We start from the raw sequence: 22,850 nt of genomic DNA, 5'->3' as shown, positions 1-22,850 counted from the left end.
TCAGGCGGCGTTCGCCGCAGGCACCGAAGCGCCTTGCGCGCGTGCGGGCAGCCAGCGCGCCGCGGCGGCTTCGAGCACCGCCAGGTCACCGCTGCTCTCGAGCACCAGAGCGCCTTCGCTGCCGTCGTCGGCCAGCCGGCCGAGCGACGCCAGCACGCGGCGCGTCTGCTGCGCGACCGGTGCGCCGGTGTCGATGAAACGCAGCGTCGGCGGTGCGTGGCGCTGCAGTTCGTCTTTCACGAGCGGGTAGTGCGTGCAGCCGAGCACCACGGTGTCGACCTGGCCCGCGCCGTCGCCGAAAGGTCCGGCCTGCGCCATGTAGCGCGCGCACAGCGCGGCGATGCCGGGGTTGTCGAAGCCTTCGATGGCTTTCACGAGGCCGTCGCACGGCACGGGTCGCACCGTGGCCGAGCCGCCAAAGGATTCGCGCAGGGCCGCGTACCGGGCGCTGGCCAGTGTGCCGCGCGTGGCCAGCACCGCGATGTGGCCCGTGCGGCTCGTCGCCACGGCGGGCTTGAGCGCCGGCTCCAGGCCCACGATGGGCAGCGCGGGGAATTCGGCGCGCAGCACGTGGATCGCCGCCGTGGTGGCCGTGTTGCAGGCCACCACCAGCGCCTTGATGTCGTGCGCGCGCAGCAGGTGTTCGACCACCTGGCGCGAGTGCGCGATGACGTAGGCGTCGCCGCGTTCGCCATACGGCGCGTTCGCGGTGTCGGCGAAGTAGACGAAGCGTTCCGTCGGCAGCTCGGCCTGCAGCGCGGCGAGCGTGCTCAGCCCCCCGACGCCGCTGTCGAACACGCCGACCGGGTTCAAGCGACTTCCAGCGGAATGGTCTTGAACTCGCCGCTGGCGATGCGTTTTTGCCACTCGGCCGGACCGGTGATGTGCGCGCTGGTGCCGCCGGCATCGACCGCCACCGTCACGGGCATGTCGACCACGTCGAACTCGTAGATGGCTTCCATGCCCAGGTCTTCGAAGCCCACCACCTTGGCGGTCTTGATGGCTTTGCTCACGAGGTAGGCGGCGCCGCCCACGGCCATGAGGTAGGCGCTCTTGTGCTTCTTGATCGCCTCGATGGCGACCGGGCCGCGCTCGGCCTTGCCGATCATGGCGATCAGGCCCGTTTCGGCCAGCATCATCTCGGTGAAGCCGTCCATGCGCGTGGCGGTGGTCGGGCCGGCGGGGCCCACGGCTTCGTTGCCGACCGGATCGACCGGGCCGACGTAGTAGATGACGCGGTTCTTGAAGTCGACCGGCAGCTTCTCGCCCTTGGCCAGCATGCCCTGGATGCGCTTGTGCGCGGCATCGCGGCCGGTGAGCATCTTGCCGTTCAACAGGATCGTGTCGCCCGGCTTCCAGCTCGCCACTTCGGCGGGCGTGAGCTTGTTCAGGTCGACGCGCTTGCTCTTCTTTTCGTCGGGGGCCCAGTTCACGTCGGGCCACAGGTCGAGCGACGGCGGATCGAGGTAGACCGGGCCGCTGCCGTCCATCACGAAGTGCGCGTGGCGCGTGGCGGCGCAGTTGGGGATCATCGCCACGGGCTTGCTGGCCGCGTGCGTGGGGTACATCTGGATCTTGACGTCGAGCACGGTGGCCAGGCCGCCCAGGCCCTGCGCGCCGATGCCCAGGGCATTGACCTTCTCGAACAGCTCGAGGCGCAGCGCCTCGACCTTGGTGAGCTCGGCGCCCGAGGCGGCCTTGGCCTGCAGCTCGTGCATGTCCAGGTCGTCCATCAGGCTTTCCTTGGCCATCAGCGCGGCCTTCTCGGCCGTGCCACCGATGCCGATGCCCAGCATGCCCGGCGGGCACCAGCCAGCGCCCATGGTCGGCACGGTCTTGAGCACCCAGTCGACCACGCTGTCGCCGGGGTTCAGCATGACCAGCTTGCTCTTGTTCTCGCTGCCGCCGCCCTTGGCGGCCACCGTCACTTCGACGGTGTTGCCCGGCACGATCTCGGTGAAGATCACCGCGGGCGTGTTGTCCTTGGTGTTCTTGCGATCGAACTGCGGGTCGCCCACGACCGAGGCGCGCAGCGTGTTGTCGGGGTGGTTGTAGCCGCGGCGCACGCCTTCGTTGATGGCGTCGTCCAGCGAACCGGTGAAGCCGCCCCAGCGCACGTCCATGCCCACCTTGAGGAACACGTTGACGATGCCGGTGTCCTGGCAGATCGGGCGGTGGCCCGTGGCGCTCATCTTGCTGTTGGTCAGGATCTGCGCGATGGCGTCCTTGGCGGCGGGGCTCTGCTCGCGCTCGTAGGCCTTGGCCAAGTGGGCAATGTAGTCCGCGGGGTGGTAGTAGCTGATGTACTGGAGCGCGGCGCTGATCGATTCGATCAGGTCGGCCTGCTGGATCGTGGTCGTCATGGTGGGGAGTCTTCTTGGAGGGGGAACGCCCTCGATTATCTCAGCCACCAATACCGCAGGCCGGCGCCGGGCGAAAGGGCGCCGGCGCGGGGGTGAGGCCGTGTTACCGGGCCGCGGCGCGCGCCTGCGCAATCCAGCCGTCGAAGGTCGCCTGGTGCACCCGAATCCACCCGTCGGTGTGACGCGTCACGTCCTGCATGCTGTTCGCGCCTTCGCTCATGCGCAGGTTCTGCGCGTTGATGTCGCTGATCGGCAGCTTCATCACCTCGAACAGGCGGCCGGCGGCGGGGTTCTTCTCGATGAAGGCCCGGTTGGCGACGATGCGCTGTTCGTTGGCCAGGAAGCCGTAGTTGCGGCCATTGGGCAGGCGGGTGTCGACCTGTGCGCCGGCCTGCGCGGGCGAGAAGGGCACCTGCAGCCAGACCACGTCCGCGCCCGGGCGCAGCACGGCGCTGACCCAGTAGGGCGTCCAGGTGTAGTACAGGATCGGCTTGTCCTGCTTGAAGCGCGCGATGGTGTCGGCCATGAGCGCCGCGTAGCTGCCCTGCTTGTGGGTCACGCTGTCGCGCAGCTGGTAGGCGTTCAGGTGGTTCTCGATGGCCAGCTCGCAGCCCCAGCCGGGGTTGCAGCCGGTGAGGTCGGCCTTGCCGTCGCCGTCGGCATCGAACAGCTTCGCGATGGCCGGGTCCTTCAGCTGCGCGAGGTTGGTGATGTTGTATTGCTCGGCGGTCTTGCGGTCGATCAGGTAGCCCTGCACCGCGCCGTCGGAGTACGTGCCCTGGCGCCACAGCTTGGCGTCGCCGCCGCTGTTCTTGTAGAAGTCGGCGTGCAGCAGGCTCCAGTGGTTGGCCATGAAGGTGGCGTCACCGTTGGCAATCGCCAGGTGCTCGGTGGCGGGCTCGAGGTCCTTCATCGGCTCGACCTTGTAGCCGAGCTTCTCGAGCGCGCGCATCACCAGCAGCGTCTGGAAGGCTTCCTCGGCGAGCGAGCTTTTCAGCGGCTGCACGGTGATGCCCTGGCCGGGCAGGTCGTTGGCGGCCTGCGCGGACGCACCGAAGGCGACGAAGCCCAGCGCCAGGAGGCTGCGGGCGAAGAAGAGGCGGGTGGTCTTCATGCGTGGGTGTCCTCCGTGACGGTCAGTGCGCTTGCGCGGAAAGGGCTGGCACGGCGTCGTCGGCGTGCGAGCCGCGCGAGGGCGTGCCCACGAGGCGCTGCAGCGTGCGCAGCGCGAAGCCGGCCGGGCCGGTGTGCCACCAGCGGTGGCCGGCGCTGCGGCGCGACTTGCCCATGGCCTGCGTCAGGCGGTCCAGCGTGATCGCCAGCAACACGATGCCCAGGCCGCCGACGGTGGCCAGGCCCATGTCGAGCCGGCCGATGCCGCGCAGCACCATCTGGCCCAGGCCGCCCACGGCGATCATCGAGGCGATCACCACCATCGACAGCGACAGCATCAGCGCCTGGTTGATGCCCGCCATGATCGAGGGCATGGCCAGCGGCAGCTTCACCTTCACGAGCATCTGCCAGGGCGAGGCGCCGTAGGCGCGCGCGGCCTCGATGAGGTCGGGGCGCACCTGGCGCAGGCCCAGGTTGGTCAGGCGCACCAGCGGGGCGAGCGCGAAGACGATGGTCACGATCACGCCCGGCACGTTGCCGATGCCGAACAGCATCACCACCGGCACGAGGTACACGAAGGCCGGCGTGGTCTGCATGGCGTCGAGCACCGGGCGCATCACGCGCTGGGCCCGGTCGCTGCTGGCCAGCAGCACGCCCAGCGGCAGGCCGATGACCATGCAGAACACCAGCGAGGTCAGCACCAGCGACAGCGTGACCATCGCTTCGGGCCAGATGCCCAGCACGGTCACCAGCATCAGCGACACGAGGGTGCCGATGGCCAGCGCGCGGCCGGCAAACTGCCAGGCGAGCAGGCCGATGAGCGCGATCATCGGCAGCGCGGGCAGGGCGGTGAGCAGGCCCTGCACCGAGTTGAGCGTGCTGTCGATGGGCAGGCGCACGGTCTGGAAGAAGGGGCGGAAGTGCTCCACCACCCAGCCGAGGCCCTGGTTGATCCAGGCCTCGACGGGCAGCGAGCCGTCCCACAGGCGGTGCAGTGCGAAGCCGTTGGTGGCGGTGTCGGCTTGCCCGGCGAGGGCGTGCGCGGTGTTCGCCGGGGCGTCGAGCCAGGCGCTGGCGGCCGAGGTGTCAGGCGCGGCGGAGATCGCTTCCCACGGGTCGAGGGCGGGGGCGGGCGCGGCGGGCGTGTCCAGGACGGGGGTGTCCAGCAGGGGCGCGTTCAGGTCGGAAGGCAATGTGGTGTCGTTCATCGTTCAAGGTCCTTCGTGAATTCAGTGCGGCTCGGCGGCGAGTGCGGGCGCGGCGTGCGGCGAGACGGGTTCGATCGGCGGCGTGTCGCGGTCGAGGAAGCGCAGCAGCGTCGTCTTGCTGATCGCGCCGCAGAAGCGGCCGTCGCCGGCCACGACCGGCAGTGCGCAGGGCGCCTGCGCGAGCTGGCCGATCAGGCCGGCCACGGGGGCTTCGGCGTCGATGCGCGGCAGGTCCTCGAGGAAGGCGTGCTGCAGTCCGAGCGGGCCCGAATGCCCGTCGAGCGCGCCGCGCAGCGTGTCGGCCGAGACCACGCCCAGGAAGCGCTTGGTCGGGCTGGTCACGTAGGCGAAGTCGCGGTCCTGGTCTTCGAGCAGCTTGAGCGCCGCGCGCGCGCCGCGCTCGGGGTGCTCGCACACCACGGTGAGCGACTTGCGCGCGATGTCGGCCGCCTTGAACACCGCCGCCGCGTCCACGCCGCGCACGAAGCTGCGCACGTAGTCGTCGGCCGGGCTGCGCAGGATCTCGTCGGGCGTGCCGACCTGGATCACGTGGCCGTCCTTCATGATCGCGATGCGGTCGCCGATGCGCATGGCTTCGTCCAGGTCGTGCGAGATGAAGACGATGGTGCGCCGCTGCACCTGCTGCAGCCGCAGCAGCTCCGACTGCATCTCGGTGCGGATGATCGGGTCGAGCGCCGAGAAGGCCTCGTCCATCAGCAGGATCGACGGATCAGACGCCAGCGCGCGCGCCAGGCCCACGCGCTGCTGCATGCCGCCCGAGAGCTCGTCGGGGTAGCTGTCGCCCCAGCCCGAAAGGCCCACCTGCGCGAGCGCGAGGTCGGCCTGCGCGAGGCGGTCTTTCTTGCGCGTGCCCGACAGCTCCAGGCCGAAGGCGGTGTTCTCGCGCACCGTCATGTGCGGCATCAGCGCGAACGACTGGAACACCATGCTGATGTCCTTGCGGCGCAGCGCGCGCAGCTTGCTGTCGGAGTGCTCGTTGATGTCGGCGCCGTCGATCACGATGCGCCCGGCGGTCGGCTCGATGAGTCGGTTCAACAGGCGCACCAGCGTCGACTTGCCCGAGCCCGACAGGCCCATGATCACGAAGATCTCGCCGGCCTGGATCTCGAAGGTGGCATCGAACACGCCGATCGACTGGCCGGTCTTCGCCAGGATTTCCTTCTTGGAAAAACCTTGGCGGACCAGTTCGAGGGCTTGTTCGGGCGAGTCGCCGAACACCTTGAAGACATGGTCGATGAGAATTCCTTTGGCCATATGCCGGGGCTCCTTGAGTGAAGGGTGGACACAGCACCGCCCCGGAGGGCGGCAACGGCCACGCCATCAGCCCGATGAGGGAGCTGCCCGACAGCGCGCATGAAGATTGCGCATGCGCATGCAATGGCCCGGCGAGCCCCGAGGGCTGCCGACAGGCACTGAAGACGACTTGGCGACGAAGCCAGTGCCCGCCGGATGCTTCATTCGCAGACAACGGGCCTGGTCGAGGGGCGCCGCCTGGATGAGCGTGACGTGGCAATGGGGCCGGAAAAAAGATCCGGCCGGTTTGCCGGGCTGGGCCCGGCGTGAAGGGCCTTGCACCGCGACGGGATTCGCAGATCCGCGAGTAGTGCAAGGGTGACCAACATGACTTGTTGGTCGTCGGAAGCCGCTAATTATAACTTTTTGGCATGACGCGAGTCAACCCGCGGGCGTATCGTGTCTGTGGGACCCGGGCGAAAGGCCTCGTCAGATGCGAGCCATTCTTATCGAGACCATACTCGGCATCGCGCCCGATAAGCGGCGCAACCATCCAAGACTGCGGAGCCATTTTTCTCATGACGACTTCTCCCAAGACCCGTGCCGAGCGCGACACCTTCGGCCCGATCGACGTGCCGGCCGACAAGCTGTGGGGCGCGCAGACGCAGCGCTCGCTGCAGAACTTCGACATCTCCGGCGAACAGCAGCCGCGCGAGATCATCAAGGCGCTGGCGCAGGTCAAGCGCGCGTCCGCCGTGGTCAACCACGCGCTGGGCCTGCAGGACGAGAAGAAGACCCAAGCCATCGTGGCCGCGGCCGACGAAGTCATTGCCGGCAAGCACCCGGGCGAGTTCCCGCTGGTGGTCTGGCAGACCGGCTCGGGCACGCAGAGCAACATGAACGTCAACGAGGTGCTGGCCAACCGCGCCAGCGAACTGCTCGGCGGCGAGCGCGGGGAAGGGCGCCTGGTGCACCCGAACGACGACGTGAACCGCAGCCAGTCGAGCAACGACGTGTTCCCCACCGCCATGCACGTGGCGGCCGTCGAAGCCATCACGCACAAGCTGCTGCCCGCCATCGCCAAGCTGCGTGGCACGCTGGCGAAGAAGGCCGAAGATTTTGCGGACATCGTGAAGATCGGCCGCACCCACCTGCAGGACGCCACGCCGCTCACGCTGGGCCAGGAGTTCTCGGGCTACGTGGCGCAGCTGGCGCACGGCGAGGCGCACGTGCGCGCCGCGCTGCCGCACCTGTGCGAACTGGCGCTGGGCGGCACGGCCGTCGGCACCGGGCTCAATGCACCCAAGGGCTATGCGGAGCAGGTCGCGGCCGAACTCGCGAAGCTCACGAACCTGCCGTTCGTGACCGCGCCGAACAAGTTCGAAGCCATGGCCAGTGTCGACGCGCTGGTGCATGCCCACGGTGCGCTCAAGACGCTCGCCGCCAGCATGAACAAGATCGCCAATGACGTGCGCTGGCTTGCGAGCGGCCCGCGCAGCGGCATCGGCGAGCTGAGCATTCCCGAGAACGAACCCGGCTCGTCGATCATGCCGGGCAAGGTCAACCCGACCCAGAGCGAAGCCGTCACGATGCTGGCCGCGCAGGTGTTCGGCAACGACGTGGCCATCAACATCGGCGGCGCCTCGGGCAACTTCGAGCTCAACGTGTTCCGTCCGATGGTGGCGCACAACTTCCTGCAGAGCGTGCGCCTGCTGGCCGACGGCATGGTGAGCTTCAACGACCACTGCGCCGTCGGCATCGAGCCGAACCGCGAACGCATCACCGAGCTGGTGCAGCGCTCGCTGATGCTGGTGACGGCGTTGAACACGCACATCGGCTACGACAAGTCGGCCTACATCGCGAAGAAGGCGCACAAGGAAGGCACGAGCCTGCGCGAAGCGGCGATCGCCTCGGGGCACCTGACGGCCGAGCAGTTCGATGCGTGGGTGGTGCCGGAGAACATGACCGGTCGCTGATCCGTTCGGCAGCCCCCATGAAAAAAGGACCCGCGAGGGTCCTTTTTCGTTGCCGGCCGATCGATCAGTAGCCGATCGTGTAGCGCTGGCGCGAGTGCGCGGGCTTCTCGAGCTCGTCGATGAACGCGATCGCGTAGTCCTCGAAGGTGATCCAGCTGCGGCCTTCGGCGCTCACGAGCAGGTCGTCCTTGCCGAGGCGGAACTTGCCGGTGCGCTCGCCTTCGACGAATTCGGCCGAGGGCGACAGGAAGGTCCAGTCGAGGTCCTTCTCGTTGCGCAGCGCGTCCAGGAACACGCCGCCGGCCGTGGCTTCGGCGCGGTAGGCATCGGGGAAGTTCGGCGTGTCGATCACCTTCAGGCCGGGCGCTGCGAACAGGCTGCCGGCGCCGCCGACCACCAGCAGGCGCTTCACGCCCGCGCGCTTGACGGGTTCGATGACGGCCGCGGGCGGCACGGTGGCGAAGTGCGCGGCGCTGAACACGGCGTCATGGCCGGCCACGGCCCTTTCGAGGGCGGCGGCGTCGAGCGCGTCGACATCGACGGTCTTGACGTTGGCACGGCCGGCCAGCTTCGTGCTGGCATGGCGGGCGATGGCCGTCACGGTGTGGCCGCGGCGCAGCGCTTCTTCGAGAAGGCGACCGCCGGCACGTCCGGTGGCGCCGAGGATGGCGATGTGGCTCATGAGGGACTCCAGTCAAAAGTTGGGAAGGGGATGAACCGCATCTTAGGTTTCTGGTTTTGAAAGAAATACCTCGAATTCCGCGCTTCTTTATTCCTAAAATCGTTCGAATGGACCGATTGAACGCAATGCGGGTGTTCGTGACCGTGGTGGACGCGGGCAGCCTCTCGGCCGCGGCCGACAAGCTCGACCTGTCGCGCCCGGTGGTCACGCGCTACGTGGCCGAACTGGAGCAATGGACCGGCGCACGCCTGCTGCACCGCACGACGCGGCGGCTCAGTCTCACGGCGGCGGGCGAGGAGCTGCTGCCGCGCTGCCGCCAGGTGCTCGAACTCGCGGGCGACATGCAGGCGGCGGTGCGCCATCCGGCCGAGGCGCCGAGCGGGCAGCTGCGCATCACGGCCAGCACCTCGTTCGCGCAGGCGCAGCTGGCCGGCGCGGTGGCCGACTACGTGCGGCGCTACCCGGGCGTGGCGGTCGACCTGGTGCTGCTCGATCGCGCGGTGAACCTGGTGGACGAGCGCATCGACCTCGCCATCCGCGTGTCGTCCGAGATCGATCCGAACCTCATCGCGCGTCGGCTCTCGGTGTGCCGCTCGGTGGTCTGTGCGACGCCTGATTACCTGAAGGCGCACGGCCAGCCGCAGCGCGTGGAAGAGCTGGCGCAGCGCAACTGCCTCACGCATTCGTATTTCGGCCGCAGCCTGTGGAATTTCACGCGCAAGGCCGACGGCCTGCCGGTCTCGGTGGCCGTGGCCGGCAACCTCTCGACCAACGACGCGGCCAGCCTGATGGCGTTGGCGCGGGCCGGGGCGGGCATCGCGATGCTGCCCACCTATCTGACGTCGGGGTTGTTGCAATCGGGCGAGCTGGTGTCGCTCTTTCCCGATCACGAGCCGCAGGTGCTGGGGGTGTATGCGGTGTACGCCTCGCGCAAGCACATGCCGTCTGCGCTGCGCACCCTGCTCGATTTTCTGGCCGAGCGCTTCACCGAAGTGCCGGCCTGGGACACGCCTTCCTAGTGGTGGGCGTTGGCGGCTGCGGCTTCGTTCATCAGCTTGTCGGTGTAGGCGATGGCCATGGCCGAGAACAGGAACGCGATGTGGATCACGGTCTGCGCGATCAGCACCTTGTCGGTGTAGTTGTCCGCGTTGATGAAGGTCTTGAGCAGGTGGATCGAGCTGATGCCGATGATGGCGGTGGCCAGCTTCACCTTGAGCACCGAGGCGTTCACGTGGCTCAGCCACTCGGGCTGGTCCTGGTGGCCTTCGAGGTCCATGCGGCTCACGAAGGTCTCGTAGCCGCCCACGATCACCATGATCAGCAGGTTGGAGATCATCACCACGTCGATCAGCGCCAGCACCACCAGCATGATCACCGTCTCGTTGAGCGAGCCGACCGGTGCGGTGGTCTTGTAGCCGATGCTCGCGATCAGGGCCTGCAGCGCGTCCTTGTTGCCGAAGGCGGCTTCGACCAGGTGCAGCAGTTCGACCAGGAAGTGCACCACGTACACGCCCTGCGCCACGATCAGCCCCAGGTACAGCGGCAGCTGCAGCCAGCGGCTCGCGAAGATGAGCCGGGGCAGGGGCTTCAGCGGGGAACTGCGTGCTGGTACGGGCGCGTTCCGGGCGTCGAAAGGATCGGGGGCGGACATGAAGTAAGAAGACAGGTGTAAAAAGTCGGGCGATTCTAGAGGTCTCCCAGTGACGCACTCGTGATAACCCTGCGAACTAACATCGACCCCGTCAGTGGCCCGTAAGTGCGTGCCCCGACATTACGGCCGCATTCAATCAGGAGACAAGAGCATGAGCAGCGCATCGAAGAACATTGAATCCGTCCTGGTCGAGAACCGCGTGTTCCCGCCCGACGCCCGCGCCACCGAAGGCGCCCGCATTGCCGGCATGGCCGCCTACGAGGCGCTGTGCAAGGAAGCCGAACAGGACTTCGAAGGCTTCTGGACCCGCCTGGCCAAGGACAACCTCCAGTGGACCAAGCCCTTCACCCGCACCCTGGACGAATCGAAGGCGCCGTTCTACGAATGGTTCGGCGACGGTGAACTCAACGCCAGTGCCAACTGCCTGGACAAGCACATCGGCACCCCCGTCGAGAACAAGACCGCCATCGTCTTCGAAGCCGACGACGGCGCCGTCACCCGCGTCACCTACAAGGAACTGCTGGCCCGCGTGAGCCAGTTCGCCAACGCGCTCAAGGCGCAAGGCATCAACAAGGGCGACCGCGTCATCATCTACATGCCGATGACCATCGAGGGCGTGGTCGCCATGCAGGCCTGCGCGCGCATCGGCGCCACCCACAGCGTGGTGTTCGGCGGCTTCTCGGCCAAGGCGCTGCAGGAACGCATCATCGACGCGGGCGCCGTGGCCGTCATCACCGCCAACTACCAGCTGCGCGGCGGCAAGGAACTGCCGCTCAAGGCCATCGTGGACGACGGCATCGCGTTGGGCGGCTGCGACACGCTCAAGACCGTGCTCGTGTACGAGCGCACGCCCACTGCGTGGAACCGCGTCGAGGGCCGCGACAAGACCTTCACCGAAGCGCTGGCCGGGCAGAGCACCGAGTGCGCGCCCGTGCCGGTCAATGCCGAGCACCCGCTGTTCATCCTCTACACCTCGGGCTCCACCGGCAAGCCCAAGGGCGTGCAGCACGCCACCGGCGGCTACCTGCTGTGGGCCAAGCTCACGATGGACTGGACCTTCGACATCCGCCCCGAAGACCTGTTCTGGTGCACCGCCGACATCGGCTGGATCACCGGCCACACCTACGTCGCCTACGGCCCGCTCGCGGCCGGTGCCACGCAGGTCGTGTTCGAAGGCATCCCGACCTTCCCGCATGCGGGCCGCTTCTGGGAAATGATCCAGAAGCACAAGGTCTCGATCTTCTACACCGCACCCACCGCCATCCGCTCCCTCATCAAGGCGGCCGAAGGCGACGAAAAAGTGCACCCGAAGAACTGGGACCTGACCAGCCTACGCATCCTCGGTTCGGTCGGCGAGCCGATCAATCCCGAAGCGTGGATGTGGTACCACCGGAACATCGGCGGCGAGCGCTGCCCGATCGTCGACACCTTCTGGCAGACCGAGACCGGCGGCCACGTCATCACGCCGCTGCCGGGCGCCACGCCGCTGGTGCCGGGCTCGTGCACCTTGCCGCTGCCGGGCATCATGGCCGCCATCGTCGACGAGACGGGCAAGGACCTGCCCAACGGCGCGGGCGGCATGCTGGTCATCAAGCGCCCGTGGCCCTCGATGATCCGCACCATCTGGAACGACCCCGAGCGCTTCAAGAAGAGCTACTTCCCCGAAGAGATGGGCGGCACGATCTACCTGGCCGGCGACGGCGCGGTGCGCAGCGCCGACCGCGGCTACTTCCGCATCACGGGCCGCATCGACGACGTGCTCAACGTGTCGGGCCACCGCCTGGGCACGATGGAAATCGAATCGGCGCTGGTGTCCAAGACCGACCTCGTGGCCGAAGCCGCGGTGGTGGGGCGTCCCGACGACGTGACCGGCGAGGCCGTGTGCGCCTTCGTCGTGCTCAAGCGTGCGCGCCCGACCGGCGAGGAAGCCAAGCAGATCGCCAACGAGCTGCGTGCCTGGGTCGCCAAGGAAATCGGCCCCATCGCCAAGCCCAAGGACATCCGCTTCGGCGACAACCTGCCCAAGACGCGCAGCGGCAAGATCATGCGGCGTCTGCTGCGCAGCATCGCCAAGGGCGAGGCGATCACGCAGGACACCTCGACGCTCGAAAATCCGGCGATCCTCGATCAGCTGTCCGAGACGAACTGAACCCCCGGGATTGGCCGAATCCGGCCATTCCGGAACAGTTGTCACGAACCTGCTGTATCGAGGTGTAGGACATGGCCGTTTGTGCGGCCATGTGCACCAAAGCGGCCTCCTGGCTGAGGTAAAACCGATGTCGTCACCGCGTGCCCTGACAGGCGCGCGGTCTTTGTCATCGTGATCGGTTGTTTGCAAGGAGGCGCCACATGGGCGTGAGATCCGCTTTTCTTTTTGTCATCGTGCTGCTCATCGCGGGGCTTGCCGCGCTGAACTGGGGCACGTTGTCGGCACCCACCGACGTGTGGCTGGGCTTCATGAGCGTGTCGGCGCCGCTGGGGCTGATCATGCTGGGGCTCACGGCCGTGCTCGCGGCCTTCTTCCTCGTGTACGTGCTGTACCTGCACAGCTCGGTGCTGCTGGAGACCAAGCGCCACACGAAGGAAATGCAGACCCAGCGCGACCTCGCCGACAAGGCCGAGGCCTCGCGCTTCACCGAGCTGCGCAACTTCCTGGAAGCACAGGAGAAGCAGCACATGTCGCACAACGCCGACCGCCACACGGCGCTGTTGGCGCGCATGGATCAGCTGGAAAGCGCGGTCAAGCTGCGTTCGGACCAGACCGACAACACGGTGGCGGCGCACATCGGGCAGCTTGAGGACCGCATCGAGCGCCGTCCGGTGCCCAGCGACATCAACCCGAGCATCTGACCGGGCGCGCCGCCGCGCGCTTCGTTTTGCTGCCGGTTACTTCGTCGACAACACCCAGGCTGCGAGCTTCTTCGCATCGGCTTCGCTGACCTGGTTGTTGGCCGGCATCGGCACCGGGCCCCACACGCCCGAGCCGCCCTTGATGATCTTGGTGGCCAGCGAGTTGGCTGCGCCCTTGTCGTCCTTGTACTTGGCCGCGATGTCCTTGAACGACGGCCCGAGCACCTTGCGTTCGACCGCGTGGCAGCTCATGCAGTTCTTCGACGTGGCAAGGGCCAGGTCGGCAAAGGCGGGCGCCGCGAGGCCGAGGCCCAGGGCTGCCATCAACATCGTTCTTTTCATGGGGACTGTTTTCGTAAGGGCTGAGTTACATTCGATCCAACGCGATTGTAGGTAGCGCGGTGCACACGCACCGGCGGCGATACCGACCAACTCGGAGGGTATTCGCGATGTGGTTTCTGCTCTTGGGCCTGCTCGGTGTAGCCCTCAAATATTTCGAAGTGGGCATGGTCGCCGGCTGGAGCTGGTGGATCGTGCTGAGCCCGTTCGCGCTGGCGCTGGCCTGGTGGGCCTGGGCCGATTCGTCGGGCTATACCAAGCGCAAGGTCATCGAGCGCGAAGAGCGACGCAAGCAGGCGCGCATCGACCGCCAGAAGACCAACATGGGCCTGCGCACCAGCAACGGGCAACAGCGCCCGCGCCGCTGAACTCACGGCTCCGTCACCCGCGCCGCATGCCGACAGGACGCGCGCCATGGACGACGAAGCCGCCACCCACGCCTTGCTCGTCTTCGGGCTGTCGCTGCTGGTCGGGCCGGCCGTCGGTGCGCTGGTCGGGCGTTTCAAGACTTTCTTCTGGGGCGCAGGCATCGGCGCCTTGCTGATCGGCTGCGCCGGCCTGTACGGCGCGGTCACGGTGGGCTGGCAGCGCTACCAGTCGATCGCGGGCACGGCCAGCACACAGGGCAGCCTGGTCGAGTTCGTGGAAGAGCGCAGCAAGGACAGCAAGGGCTACGTCACCACCACGCGCGCACCGCTCGTCGAATACACCGCCGCCGACGGGCAGAAACGCCGCGTCAAAGGGCTCGGTGGCAGCCTGTCGGACAAGGAGTGGGGCGATGCGGTCGAGGTGCGCTACAGCTCCGCCGATCCGGCCCAGGCACTGGTGGCCGACTTTCAAAACATGTGGGGCATCGTCTGGGGGCTCGGTCTCTTCGGCGGCTTTCCGACGATGTTCGGCCTGTTCTTCACCGGCATGGCGCTCAAGGAGGGCCGCAGGGGGCGGCCGGCGCCGGTGCGCGAGCCGACGCCCACGCAGAAGAAATGGCGCACGCGCGGCACGGTGCTGGCCAACGTGGTGTTCCTGGCCGGCTTCGCGCTGGTGTTTCTCTATCCCGACGACAGTGCGATGAAGCAGTTCGGTGCGGGTTTTCTCACCATCGGCGCGGGGGCGCTGCTGCACTTCGTCGTGCAGAGCTTTCCCCCGGCGATGGATTTCGAAGCCCGGGCCATCTTCGCGATCGTCGGCCTGGGCTTTGCGGCCTTCGGCTACGGCGCGTGGATGATGGGCTGATGCCGCTTCAGAACTTGTCGAGCACCGCGCCCGAGCTCGCGCTCGAGGCGTTGAACGCGAACTTGGCCTGCACGCCGCGCGTGTAGCGCGGGGCCGGCGGCGTCCAGCCTTCGCGGCGCTTGGCGAGTTCGGCTTCGGGCACGTTGAGTTCGAGCTTCAGTTCGTGCGCATCGATGGTGATCGAGTCGCCTTCGTTCACGAACGCGATGGTGCCGCCCGCCGCCGCTTCGGGCGCGACGTGGCCGACCACCATGCCCCAGGTGCCGCCCGAGAAGCGGCCGTCGGTGATGAGGCCGACGCTTTCGCCCAGGCCCGCGCCGATCAGCGCGCCCGTGGGGGCCAGCATTTCCGGCATGCCCGGGCCGCCCTTGGGGCCGAGGTAGCGCAGCACCATCACGTCGCCGGCGACGATCTTGCCGGCCAGGATGGCCTGCAGCGCCGACTGCTCGTCGTCGAACACGCGCGCCGGGCCGGTGATGACCGGGTTCTTCAGGCCGGTGATCTTGGCGACCGCGCCTTCGGGCGACAGGTTGCCCTTCAGGATGGCCAGGTGGCCTTCTTCGTACATCGGGTTGTCGATCGGGCGGATCACGTCCTGGTCGGCGCGCGGCACGTCGGGCACGTCCTTGAGCACTTCGGCGATGGTCTGGCCGCTGATGGTGATGCAGTCGCCGTGCAGCAGGCCGGCCTTGAGCAGCACCTTCATCACTTGCGGAATGCCGCCGGCCTGGTGCAGGTCGACCGCGAGGTACTTGCCCGAGGGCTTCAGGTCGCAGATCACGGGCACCTTCTTGCGCATGCGCTCGAAGTCGTCGATGGACCACTCGACGCCGGCTGCGTGCGCAATGGCCAGGAAGTGCAGCACCGCGTTGGTCGAGCCGCCGGTGGCCATGATGACCGCCACGGCGTTCTCGATGGCCTTCTTGGTCACGATGTCGCGCGGCTTCAGGTCTTTCTTGATGGCCTCGATCAGCACCTTGGCCGATTCCTTGGCCGAGTTGGCCTTCTCGTCGTGCGGGTTCGCCATGGTCGACGAGTAGGGCAGCGAGATGCCCAGCGCCTCGAACGCGCTCGACATGGTGTTGGCCGTGTACATGCCGCCGCACGAGCCCGTGCCGGGAATGGCGCGTTTCTCGATTTCGTGCAGGTCTTCGTCGCTCATGTTGCCGGCGGCGTTCTGGCCCACGGCCTCGAACACGCTGACGATGTTCAGGTCCTGGCCCTTGTAGCGGCCCGGCAGGATGGTGCCGCCGTAGACGTAGATGGCCGGCACGTTGGCGCGCAGCATGCCCATGAGGCCGCCGGGCATGTTCTTGTCGCAGCCGCCGACCACCAGCACGCCGTCCATCCACTGGCCGCCGACGCAGGTCTCGATGCAGTCGGAAATCACCTCGCGGCTCACCAGCGAGTACTTCATGCCTTCGGTGCCCATGGCCATGCCGTCGGAGATGGTGGGGGTGCCGAACACCTGCGCATTGCCGCCGGCTTCCTCGATGCCCGCGATGGCCGCGTCGGCCAGCTTCTGCAGGCCCGAGTTGCAGGGCGTGATGGTGCTGTGGCCGTTGGCGACGCCGACCATCGGCTTCTTGAAGTCGCCTTCCTCGTAGCCCATGGCGTAGAACATCGAGCGGTTGGGGGCGCGGCTCTTGCCTTCGGTGATGTTCGCGCTGCGGCGATTGATCTGGATGGTCTTGGTGTCCATGGTGTCTCTTCTGTCGTGGGGAGATCGTGAGGGGAGCGCCAAGTATCGGACTTCTGATTGATTGGTTCCAATCCAATTTGAAGTGTGGATTGATATGCTTGGCATATGAATGAAGCCCTCATCGACCTGCGCGCCTGGCGCCAGTTCGTGGCCGTGGCCGAAGAACTGCACTTCGGCCGTGCCGCCCAGCGCCTGCACATGACGCAGCCGCCGGTCACGCAGGCCATTGCCCAGCTCGAGAAAACGCTGGGCGTGGTGCTGTTCGACCGCACGCGCCGCCGCGTGGCGCTCACGCCGGCCGGCGAGGCGCTGCTGCCCGACGTGCGCGAGCTGCTGGCACGCGCCCAGGCGCTGCCGGCGCGGGCGCGTGCGGCGGCGGCGGGGCAGGTGGGGCGCGTGCGCATCGCCTTCGTCTCGACGGTTGGCTTCGAACAGCTGCCGGCCTGGGTGCGCGAGTTCCGCGTGCTGTGTCCGGAGGTGGCGCTGGAGCTGGTCGAGGCCACCGGCGACGTGCAGCTCGAAGCCTTCGCGCGCGGCGAGATCGACGCCGGCCTGATGCTGCATTCGCCGGGCGCCGCGCCGCCGGGGCTGGCCTGCCTGCCGGTCGAGGTGGAGCCGCTGGTGCTCGCGCTGCCGGCCCAGCACCGACTGGCCGAGGCGCGGCCCGTGCCGCTGGCCGAGGTGCTGGACGAGCCGCTGGTGATCTTTCCGCGCCGCATCGTGCCCTCGCTGCACGACGCGATCTTCGACCTGTACCACGCGGCCGGGCGCACGCCGCAGGTGGCGCAGGAGGCGATCCAGATGCAGACCATCGTCAACCTCGTGTCGGGCGGCATCGGGGCGGCCTGGGTGCCGCACAGCGTGATGCAGTTCCGGCGCGCGGGCGTGGTCTACCGGCAGGTCCACGAGTTCAAGGGCGTGGGGCGCCGCCGCGTGACCTTGCCGGTGTGCGAGACCAGCCTCGTGTGGCCCGCGCAGGCTTCGCACCCGGCGCTGGCGCGCTTCGTGGCCTTCGTGCGCGAGCGGGCGGGGCGCGTGCCGGCGTAAGGCTCAGGCGCTGCGCGCCGCCCGGCCAGCGGGCGAGGGCGCATCGAGCGAGGCCGCCAGCAGGGCGTCGAGCCAGCCCGCGAAGGCCTGCACCCGCCGCGACAGATTGCGACGGTGCGGGTACACCAGGTGCACCGGCAGCGGCTCGGCGCGCGCGTCGGGCAGCACTTCCACCAGCTCGCCGGCCGCCAGGTGCTCGCGCACGTCGTAGGCCGGGATCTGGATCAGGCCCAGCCCCGCCAGCGCGCAGGCGATGTAGGTCTCGGCGTTGTTCGCCGCCACCTGGCTGCGCAGGCGCAGCACCTGGGTCTCGCCGTCGCGCACTTGCCACTCCCAGGGCGCGGCGCGGCCACTGGTCGGCGAGGCGTAGTTGACCGCCATGTGCTGCGGCAGGTCGGCCGTCGTGCGCGGCGTGCCGTGGCGCGCGAGGTAGGCGGGGCTGGCGCAGTTGATGAGCGTGAAATGCCCCAGCGGCCGGGCCACGAGGCTGCTGCTGGCGAGCGGGCCGACGCGCAGGGCGCAGTCCACACCTTCGAGCACGAGGTCGACCGCACGGTCGCTGGAGCCCAGCTCGAGTTCGACCGCCGGGTGGTGCGCAAAGAAGTCTGGCAGCGCCGGCGCGATCAGCAGGCGCGCGATGCGGCTGGGCACGTCGACCTTGAGCCGGCCGCTCACGCTGCTGTGCGCGGGCTGGAACTGCTGCTCCATGTCTTCCATGTCGGCCACCAGCGCGCGGGCCCGCTCGAGCAGCACCTCACCGTCGGGCGTGAGGCCCACGCGGCGCGTGGTGCGGTGCAGCAGGCGCGAGCCCAGGCGGGCCTCGAGCTGCTGGATGGCGGTCGAGATGGTGGCGCGCGGCAGCGCCAGCCGGTCGGCGGCGCGCGTGAAGCTGCCGGTTTCGGCCACGCGCAGGAAGACCTGGAGGAGTTCGATGCGGTCCATGGCGGCGGGGCTGATTGTTCGTGGTTTTCAGAACAGTCTAGCCTTGAATGAGTGATTTATCTGCAACTTGGCGATCAATAGACTGGCGGCTCGTCACACATCCCGTCCCGGGTCTTTCACTCACTCAGAGGAATCCATCCATGTCCGCACGCACGCTCACGAACAAGGTCGCCGTCATCGCCGGCGGTGGCAAGAACCTCGGTGCCCTCATCGCCCACCAGCTGGTCGATGGCGGCGCCCGCGGCATCGCCATCCACTACAACAGCGACGGCTCGCGCGCCGAGGCCGAGCAGACGGCCGCCGCGCTGAAGGCCAAGGGCGCCGACACGCTGCTGGTGCAGGGCGACCTCGCGGTGGTCGAGAACAATGTGAAGCTGTTCGACCAGGCCGTGAAGCACTTCGGCCAGGTCGACCTGGCGATCAACACGGCGGGCGTGGTGATCAAGAAGCCGATCCTGGACATCACCGAGGCCGACTACGACAAGAGCTTCGACGCCAATGCCAAGGCGGCCTTCTTCTTCATTCAGCAGGCCGGCCGCACGCTGGCCGACGGCGGCAGCATCGTGACCCTGGTGAGCTCGCTGCTGGCGGCCTACACGCCGTTCTATGCCATCTACCCGGCGGCCAAGGCGGCGGTGGAGCACTACACGCGCGCGGCCTCCAAGGAGTTCGGCGACCGCGGCATCTCGGTGAACGCCATCGGCCCGGGCCCGATGGACACGCCGTTCTTCTACGGCCAGGAAAGCCCCGAGGCCGTGGCGTACCACAGCAGCGCCGCCGCGCTCAGCAAGTACTCGAAGAAGGGCCTCACCGACATCGAGGACATCGCGCCCATCGTGCGCTTCCTGGTCACCGAAGGCTGGTGGATCACGGGCCAGACGATCTTCGCCAACGGTGGCTACACCACGCGCTGACCCGCCGATATCCGGCAAGATGCGACCAGGAGGACAACGCAGATGCACACAGTCATGGTGATGGGGGGCGGCTTCGCGCTGCTGGTGGTGTTTCTTCTGGGTGGCCGCTTCATGGGCGACGGCTCGTCGATGGCGCTGGCCGCGGCGGCCAAGTGGTTCATTCCGGCGTGGTTCGTCGGCGCGGGCATCAACATGGCCGTGGGCGTGCTCAAGGCCGGGTACTCGGTGGCCGAGGAGCTGCCGATCTTCCTGTTCATCTTCGCGGTGCCGGCCCTGGTGGCGGGGTTGCTGTGGTGGAAGTTCGGGCGCTGACATTGCCCTGAATGCCCCCGTGGCGGCGGCGTCATTGCGCCACGGCACAATCGTCGGATGCTCATGTATCCGCAGATCAATCCCATCGCCTTGCAGCTGGGGCCGGTGGCCATCCACTGGTACGGCCTGACCTACCTGGCGGCCTTCGCGCTGTTTTATTTCCTGGGCACGCGCCGCCTGCACCACGAGCCGTTCCGCTCGCTGGCCACGGCCGGCGTGTGGCAACGCAAGGACATCGAGGACATCCTGTTCCTGGGCGTCATGGGCGTGATCGTCGGCGGCCGGCTCGGCTACTGCCTGTTCTACAAGCCCGAGTACTACCTCACGCACCCGCTCGAGATCCTGTACGTGTGGCAGGGCGGCATGAGCTTCCATGGCGGCCTGCTCGGCGTGGTCGGCGCGATGGTGTGGTTCTCGCGCTCGCGTGCGCGGCCGTTCTGGCAGGTGATGGACTTCGTCGCGCCCTGCGTGCCGACCGGCCTGGCCGCGGGCCGCGTGGGCAACTTCATCAACGGCGAGCTGTGGGGCCGCTTCAGCAGCCCCGATCTGCCCTGGGGTATGGTGTTCCCGCAAAGCGGCTCGATGCTGCCGCGCCACCCGTCGCAGGTCTACCAGTTCCTGCTCGAAGGGCTGCTGCTGTTCGTCGTGATGTGGCTCTATGCGCGCAAGGAGCGCAAGCAGGGGCAGGTGGCCGCCGTGTTCCTCATCGGTTATGGCGTGCTGCGCTTCGTGGCCGAGTACTTCCGCGAGCCCGACGATTTCCTGGGCCTGCGCGCCCTCAGCCTGAGCCAGGGCCAGTGGCTCAGCGTGCCGATGGTGATCGCCGGCATCGCGCTGTGGTTCTGGTTCGGCCGTGCCGGCAAGACGGGCAGCACCGCGCGCGCCTGATCTTTCGGACCCCCGCACAACGCGGCGCAGCACCTTCGGGTGCGCGCCGCTTTTTTTCGTCCGTCTCAGGGTAATTCCGGGCCGCAAGGGCAGGGCGCGGCCCTTGCATTGCGTTAACCATGCACTCACAATTATGCGTAATTACAGGAAATTACGCGAAACACCTACCAACTTTCCGAGTCCTTCACGCATGCGCCTGGTCCCCAATTCCCTCCACGACGAAGTCGCCGCCACGCTGCGCGAGCAGATCTTCGACGGCACGCTGTCGCCCGGCAGCTTCGTGGACGAGGTGGCCCTGTGCGAGCGGCTGTCGATCTCGCGCACGCCGCTGCGCGAGGCGCTGAAGGTGCTCACGGCCGAAGGCCTGCTGCGCCACGAGCCGCGCCGCGGTTGCTTCGTGAACGAGGTGACCGAGCGCGACCTGGACGAGATCTTTCCGGTGATCGCGCTGCTCGAAGGGCGCTGCGCCTACGAGGCCGCGCGCAACGCCAGTGACGCCGAGCTGAACGAGCTCGACGCGCTGCACGAGCGCCTGGTGCGCCACGCCAAGGCGCGGCGCATCAACGACTACTACGCCACCAACCACATCATTCACGAGGCGATCATCAAGCTCGCCGACAACAAGTGGCTGGCCCAGGTGATCGGCGACCTGCGCAAGATACTGAAGCTCGCGCGGCTGCAGCAGCTGCACGCGCCGGGGCGGCTCGACCAGAGCCTGTCGGAGCACCTGGCCGTGTTCGCCGCGCTCAAGGCGCGCGACAGCGAAGGCGCCGACGCCGCCATGCGCACCCACATGACGCGCCAGCGAGAGGCGCTGCGCGAAGTGATGCAACAGCAGAAATCCCGGGTGATGCCGTGACAGGCATCGCCCATACAGCCAACGGCACAGGAGCAGATCGATGAGTGCGACCGAGTGGTTCCAGGCGCGCCTGCGCATGGGCGAATCGTCCAAGGTTCCCGTGGCGAGCAACGGCGCCACGAAAGGCCCGGCCCGCCACACGCCCAAGCCCAGCGCCCGCACCACCGCCGAGCGGCTGCAGGCCACGCTGCGCAAGGCCGACGAGGCGCTGTCGCCGCGCACGCTGCGCCGCGTGCTCGCCGAGCTGCAGGCCGTGATCGATCCGCGCGTGAGCGAGGTCGAGGGCGGCCGCCGCGCCCATGCCATTGCGCAGGCCTACGCCGGCGCTTCGCCCGAAGAACGCCGCGACTACTGGGCGCTCATGAGCGAGCATTTCGCCGCCGACGCGGGCAAGCTCAAGAGCGCGCGCGACCAGCACCAGAGCGCCGTCGGCACGCCCGACGAAGGGCAGGCCGAACTGCGCCTGCGCCGCGCGCTGGTGTCGCCGCGCATGCGGCTGCTGCAGCGCTTCGCGGTCGAGCCCGGCGGCATGCGCTTTCTGGTCGACCTGCGCGCCGACCTGTTGCCGTGCCTGAAGTCCGACAAGCGCCTGCTCGCGCTCGAGGCCGAGCTGGAGCACCTGTTTTCCACCTGGTTCGACGTGGCTTTTCTCGAGCTGCGCCGCATCGACTGGAACTCGCCGGCGTCGCTGATCGAGAAGCTCATCCGCTACGAGGCGGTGCACGACATCAAGAGCTGGTCCGACGTGAAGAACCGCCTGGACGACAGCGACCGCCGCTGCTACGGCTTCTTCCATCCGCGCCTGCCGAACGAGCCGCTCATCTTCGTCGAGGTGGCGCTGGTCGACCGCATCAGCGAAGGCATCATGCCGCTGCTCGACGAGGCCGCCGTGCCGGTGCAGCCGGCCAAGGCGACCACTGCGATCTTCTATTCGATCAGCAACACGCAGACCGGCCTGCGCGGCGTGAGCTTCGGCGACTCGCTCATCAAGCGCGTGGTCGAGACCTTGCAGGACGAACTGCCGCGCCTGAAGACCTTTGCCACGCTGTCGCCCATTCCGGGGCTGCGCGCGTGGCTCGCCAAGAACGCCGGCGAACTGCTGCCGCGCCTGGACGAGAAGCGCGAAGCCGAACTCGGCCGCCTCGTCGGCTCGGTGCCGCCCACGGCCGAGCGCCTGCTGGCTGCGGTTGATGCGGCCGCAGAACTCGACGCGAAATCGCCGCTGCGCCAGTGGCTGCTGCAGGCCACCGCCGAGTACCTGGGCCGCACGCTGGTCGACGGCACGCCGGCCGACCCGGTGGCGCGCTTTCACCTGGGCAACGGCGCGCGCGTCGAGCGGCTCAACTGGGCGGGCGACCCGTCGGCCAAGGGGCTCAAGCAGTCGTACGGCCTCATGGTCAACTACCTGTACGACCTCAAGCGCCTGGACCGGCATCGCGCCTGGCTGGCCGAAGGCAAGATCGCGGTTTCGGGAGACATCGAAGGCCTGTTCCTCAAAAAAGGCTGAGTCCGTTCGC

The 22,850-nt window shown here is 67.9% G+C and carries 22 protein-coding genes; 12 read left to right on the top strand and 10 right to left on the bottom strand.

Annotation, left to right across the window (positions count from 1 at the left end):
- The 5 genes from murI to proV all read right to left on the bottom strand — a co-directional run bounded on the left by murI (position 1) and on the right by proV (position 5,959).
- Complete coding sequence (gene murI / locus AC1RLW_RS05990; RefSeq protein ID WP_493192473.1) at positions 1 to 813, bottom strand: glutamate racemase; 813 nt, start codon at positions 811 to 813, stop codon at positions 1 to 3.
- The gene (locus tag AC1RLW_RS05985; protein ID WP_493192472.1) at positions 810 to 2,363 is read right to left on the bottom strand and encodes a fumarate hydratase; all 1,554 of its coding nucleotides are present in this window, start codon (positions 2,361 to 2,363) and stop codon (positions 810 to 812) included. The genes murI and AC1RLW_RS05985 overlap by 4 nt, the downstream gene beginning before the upstream one ends.
- Positions 2,364 to 2,466: 103 nt before the next feature.
- Positions 2,467 to 3,477 carry a glycine betaine/L-proline ABC transporter substrate-binding protein ProX gene (gene proX, locus AC1RLW_RS05980; protein WP_493192471.1) on the bottom strand — a complete coding sequence of 337 codons (1,011 nt, stop codon included), beginning with the start codon at positions 3,475 to 3,477 and terminating at the stop codon, positions 2,467 to 2,469.
- A gap of 22 nt (positions 3,478 to 3,499) precedes the next feature.
- Positions 3,500 to 4,684, bottom strand: coding sequence for a glycine betaine/L-proline ABC transporter permease ProW (proW, locus tag AC1RLW_RS05975; protein WP_493192470.1), 1,185 nt, complete (start codon positions 4,682 to 4,684; stop codon positions 3,500 to 3,502).
- Positions 4,685 to 4,705: 21 nt separating this feature from the next.
- Entirely contained in the window at positions 4,706 to 5,959 is a 1,254-nt protein-coding gene (gene proV / locus AC1RLW_RS05970; RefSeq protein WP_070060474.1) for a glycine betaine/L-proline ABC transporter ATP-binding protein ProV, read from the bottom strand.
- Positions 5,960 to 6,516: 557 nt separating this feature from the next.
- Between proV and fumC the strand changes: the two genes are divergently transcribed.
- A complete protein-coding gene (gene fumC / locus AC1RLW_RS05965; protein WP_369647228.1) occupies positions 6,517 to 7,914 on the top strand; it encodes a class II fumarate hydratase in 1,398 nt (465 codons plus the stop codon).
- A gap of 64 nt (positions 7,915 to 7,978) precedes the next feature.
- Here the strand turns inward: fumC and AC1RLW_RS05960 are convergent, their stop codons facing one another.
- Positions 7,979 to 8,596: an NAD(P)-dependent oxidoreductase gene (locus tag AC1RLW_RS05960; RefSeq protein WP_493192469.1), complete on the bottom strand. Its 618-nt coding sequence runs from the start codon at positions 8,594 to 8,596 to the stop codon at positions 7,979 to 7,981.
- Between the two features lie 107 nt (positions 8,597 to 8,703).
- On the opposite strand from AC1RLW_RS05960, the gene AC1RLW_RS05955 reads away from it, so the two are divergent.
- Entirely contained in the window at positions 8,704 to 9,615 is a 912-nt protein-coding gene (locus AC1RLW_RS05955) for a LysR family transcriptional regulator (protein WP_095947779.1), read from the top strand.
- Here AC1RLW_RS05955 and AC1RLW_RS05950 read toward each other — a convergent pair.
- Entirely contained in the window at positions 9,612 to 10,247 is a 636-nt protein-coding gene (locus AC1RLW_RS05950; RefSeq protein ID WP_095947778.1) for a YqhA family protein, read from the bottom strand. The genes AC1RLW_RS05955 and AC1RLW_RS05950 overlap by 4 nt on opposite strands.
- 151 nt (positions 10,248 to 10,398) lie before the next feature.
- Between AC1RLW_RS05950 and acs the strand changes: the two genes are divergently transcribed.
- Together acs and AC1RLW_RS05940 are read left to right on the top strand one after the other, a co-directional pair.
- The gene (gene acs, locus AC1RLW_RS05945) at positions 10,399 to 12,396 is read left to right on the top strand and encodes an acetate--CoA ligase (RefSeq protein ID WP_095745088.1); all 1,998 of its coding nucleotides are present in this window, start codon (positions 10,399 to 10,401) and stop codon (positions 12,394 to 12,396) included.
- A 200-nt stretch (positions 12,397 to 12,596) separates the two neighbouring features.
- Positions 12,597 to 13,097: a hypothetical protein gene (locus tag AC1RLW_RS05940; RefSeq protein ID WP_062482638.1), complete on the top strand. Its 501-nt coding sequence runs from the start codon at positions 12,597 to 12,599 to the stop codon at positions 13,095 to 13,097.
- 36 nt (positions 13,098 to 13,133) lie between these two features.
- Here the strand turns inward: AC1RLW_RS05940 and AC1RLW_RS05935 are convergent, their stop codons facing one another.
- On the bottom strand, positions 13,134 to 13,439 hold the full coding sequence (locus tag AC1RLW_RS05935) for a c-type cytochrome (RefSeq protein WP_095745089.1): 306 nt from the start codon (positions 13,437 to 13,439) through the stop codon (positions 13,134 to 13,136).
- A 107-nt stretch (positions 13,440 to 13,546) separates the two neighbouring features.
- Between AC1RLW_RS05935 and AC1RLW_RS05930 the strand changes: the two genes are divergently transcribed.
- Both AC1RLW_RS05930 and AC1RLW_RS05925 read left to right on the top strand, forming a co-directional pair.
- Positions 13,547 to 13,804, top strand: coding sequence for a TIGR04438 family Trp-rich protein (locus AC1RLW_RS05930; protein ID WP_062482640.1), 258 nt, complete (start codon positions 13,547 to 13,549; stop codon positions 13,802 to 13,804).
- 46 nt (positions 13,805 to 13,850) lie between these two features.
- Positions 13,851 to 14,669, top strand: a complete 819-nt coding sequence (locus AC1RLW_RS05925; RefSeq protein WP_493192468.1) for a DUF3592 domain-containing protein — start codon at positions 13,851 to 13,853, stop codon at positions 14,667 to 14,669.
- A 7-nt stretch (positions 14,670 to 14,676) separates the two neighbouring features.
- On the opposite strand, the gene ilvD is transcribed toward AC1RLW_RS05925, so the two are convergent.
- On the bottom strand, positions 14,677 to 16,371 hold the full coding sequence (gene ilvD, locus AC1RLW_RS05920; RefSeq protein ID WP_062482642.1) for a dihydroxy-acid dehydratase: 1,695 nt from the start codon (positions 16,369 to 16,371) through the stop codon (positions 14,677 to 14,679).
- Positions 16,372 to 16,476: 105 nt separating this feature from the next.
- Between ilvD and AC1RLW_RS05915 the strand changes: the two genes are divergently transcribed.
- The gene (locus AC1RLW_RS05915; protein ID WP_159277139.1) at positions 16,477 to 17,418 is read left to right on the top strand and encodes a LysR family transcriptional regulator; all 942 of its coding nucleotides are present in this window, start codon (positions 16,477 to 16,479) and stop codon (positions 17,416 to 17,418) included.
- A gap of 3 nt (positions 17,419 to 17,421) precedes the next feature.
- Here the strand turns inward: AC1RLW_RS05915 and AC1RLW_RS05910 are convergent, their stop codons facing one another.
- Positions 17,422 to 18,360, bottom strand: coding sequence for a LysR family transcriptional regulator (locus tag AC1RLW_RS05910; RefSeq protein WP_493192467.1), 939 nt, complete (start codon positions 18,358 to 18,360; stop codon positions 17,422 to 17,424).
- Between the two features lie 140 nt (positions 18,361 to 18,500).
- On the opposite strand from AC1RLW_RS05910, the gene AC1RLW_RS05905 reads away from it, so the two are divergent.
- The 5 genes from AC1RLW_RS05905 to AC1RLW_RS05885 all read left to right on the top strand — a co-directional run bounded on the left by AC1RLW_RS05905 (position 18,501) and on the right by AC1RLW_RS05885 (position 22,840).
- Positions 18,501 to 19,274, top strand: a complete 774-nt coding sequence (locus AC1RLW_RS05905; RefSeq protein WP_070060483.1) for an SDR family oxidoreductase — start codon at positions 18,501 to 18,503, stop codon at positions 19,272 to 19,274.
- A gap of 42 nt (positions 19,275 to 19,316) precedes the next feature.
- The gene (locus AC1RLW_RS05900; protein WP_492742207.1) at positions 19,317 to 19,586 is read left to right on the top strand and encodes a hypothetical protein; all 270 of its coding nucleotides are present in this window, start codon (positions 19,317 to 19,319) and stop codon (positions 19,584 to 19,586) included.
- 57 nt (positions 19,587 to 19,643) lie between these two features.
- Entirely contained in the window at positions 19,644 to 20,474 is an 831-nt protein-coding gene (lgt, locus tag AC1RLW_RS05895) for a prolipoprotein diacylglyceryl transferase (protein ID WP_493192466.1), read from the top strand.
- Positions 20,475 to 20,664: 190 nt separating this feature from the next.
- Complete coding sequence (locus AC1RLW_RS05890) at positions 20,665 to 21,333, top strand: GntR family transcriptional regulator (protein ID WP_062480546.1); 669 nt, start codon at positions 20,665 to 20,667, stop codon at positions 21,331 to 21,333.
- 40 nt (positions 21,334 to 21,373) lie between these two features.
- Complete coding sequence (locus AC1RLW_RS05885; RefSeq protein ID WP_493192465.1) at positions 21,374 to 22,840, top strand: malonyl-CoA decarboxylase; 1,467 nt, start codon at positions 21,374 to 21,376, stop codon at positions 22,838 to 22,840.
- The last annotated feature ends 10 nt before the right edge of the window (positions 22,841 to 22,850 follow it).

This window comes from Variovorax sp. GW822-FHT04A09 (assembly GCF_058801005.1).
The sequence above is the reverse complement of the archived record's forward strand: the minus strand, read 5'-3'. Positions and strand labels throughout refer to the sequence as shown.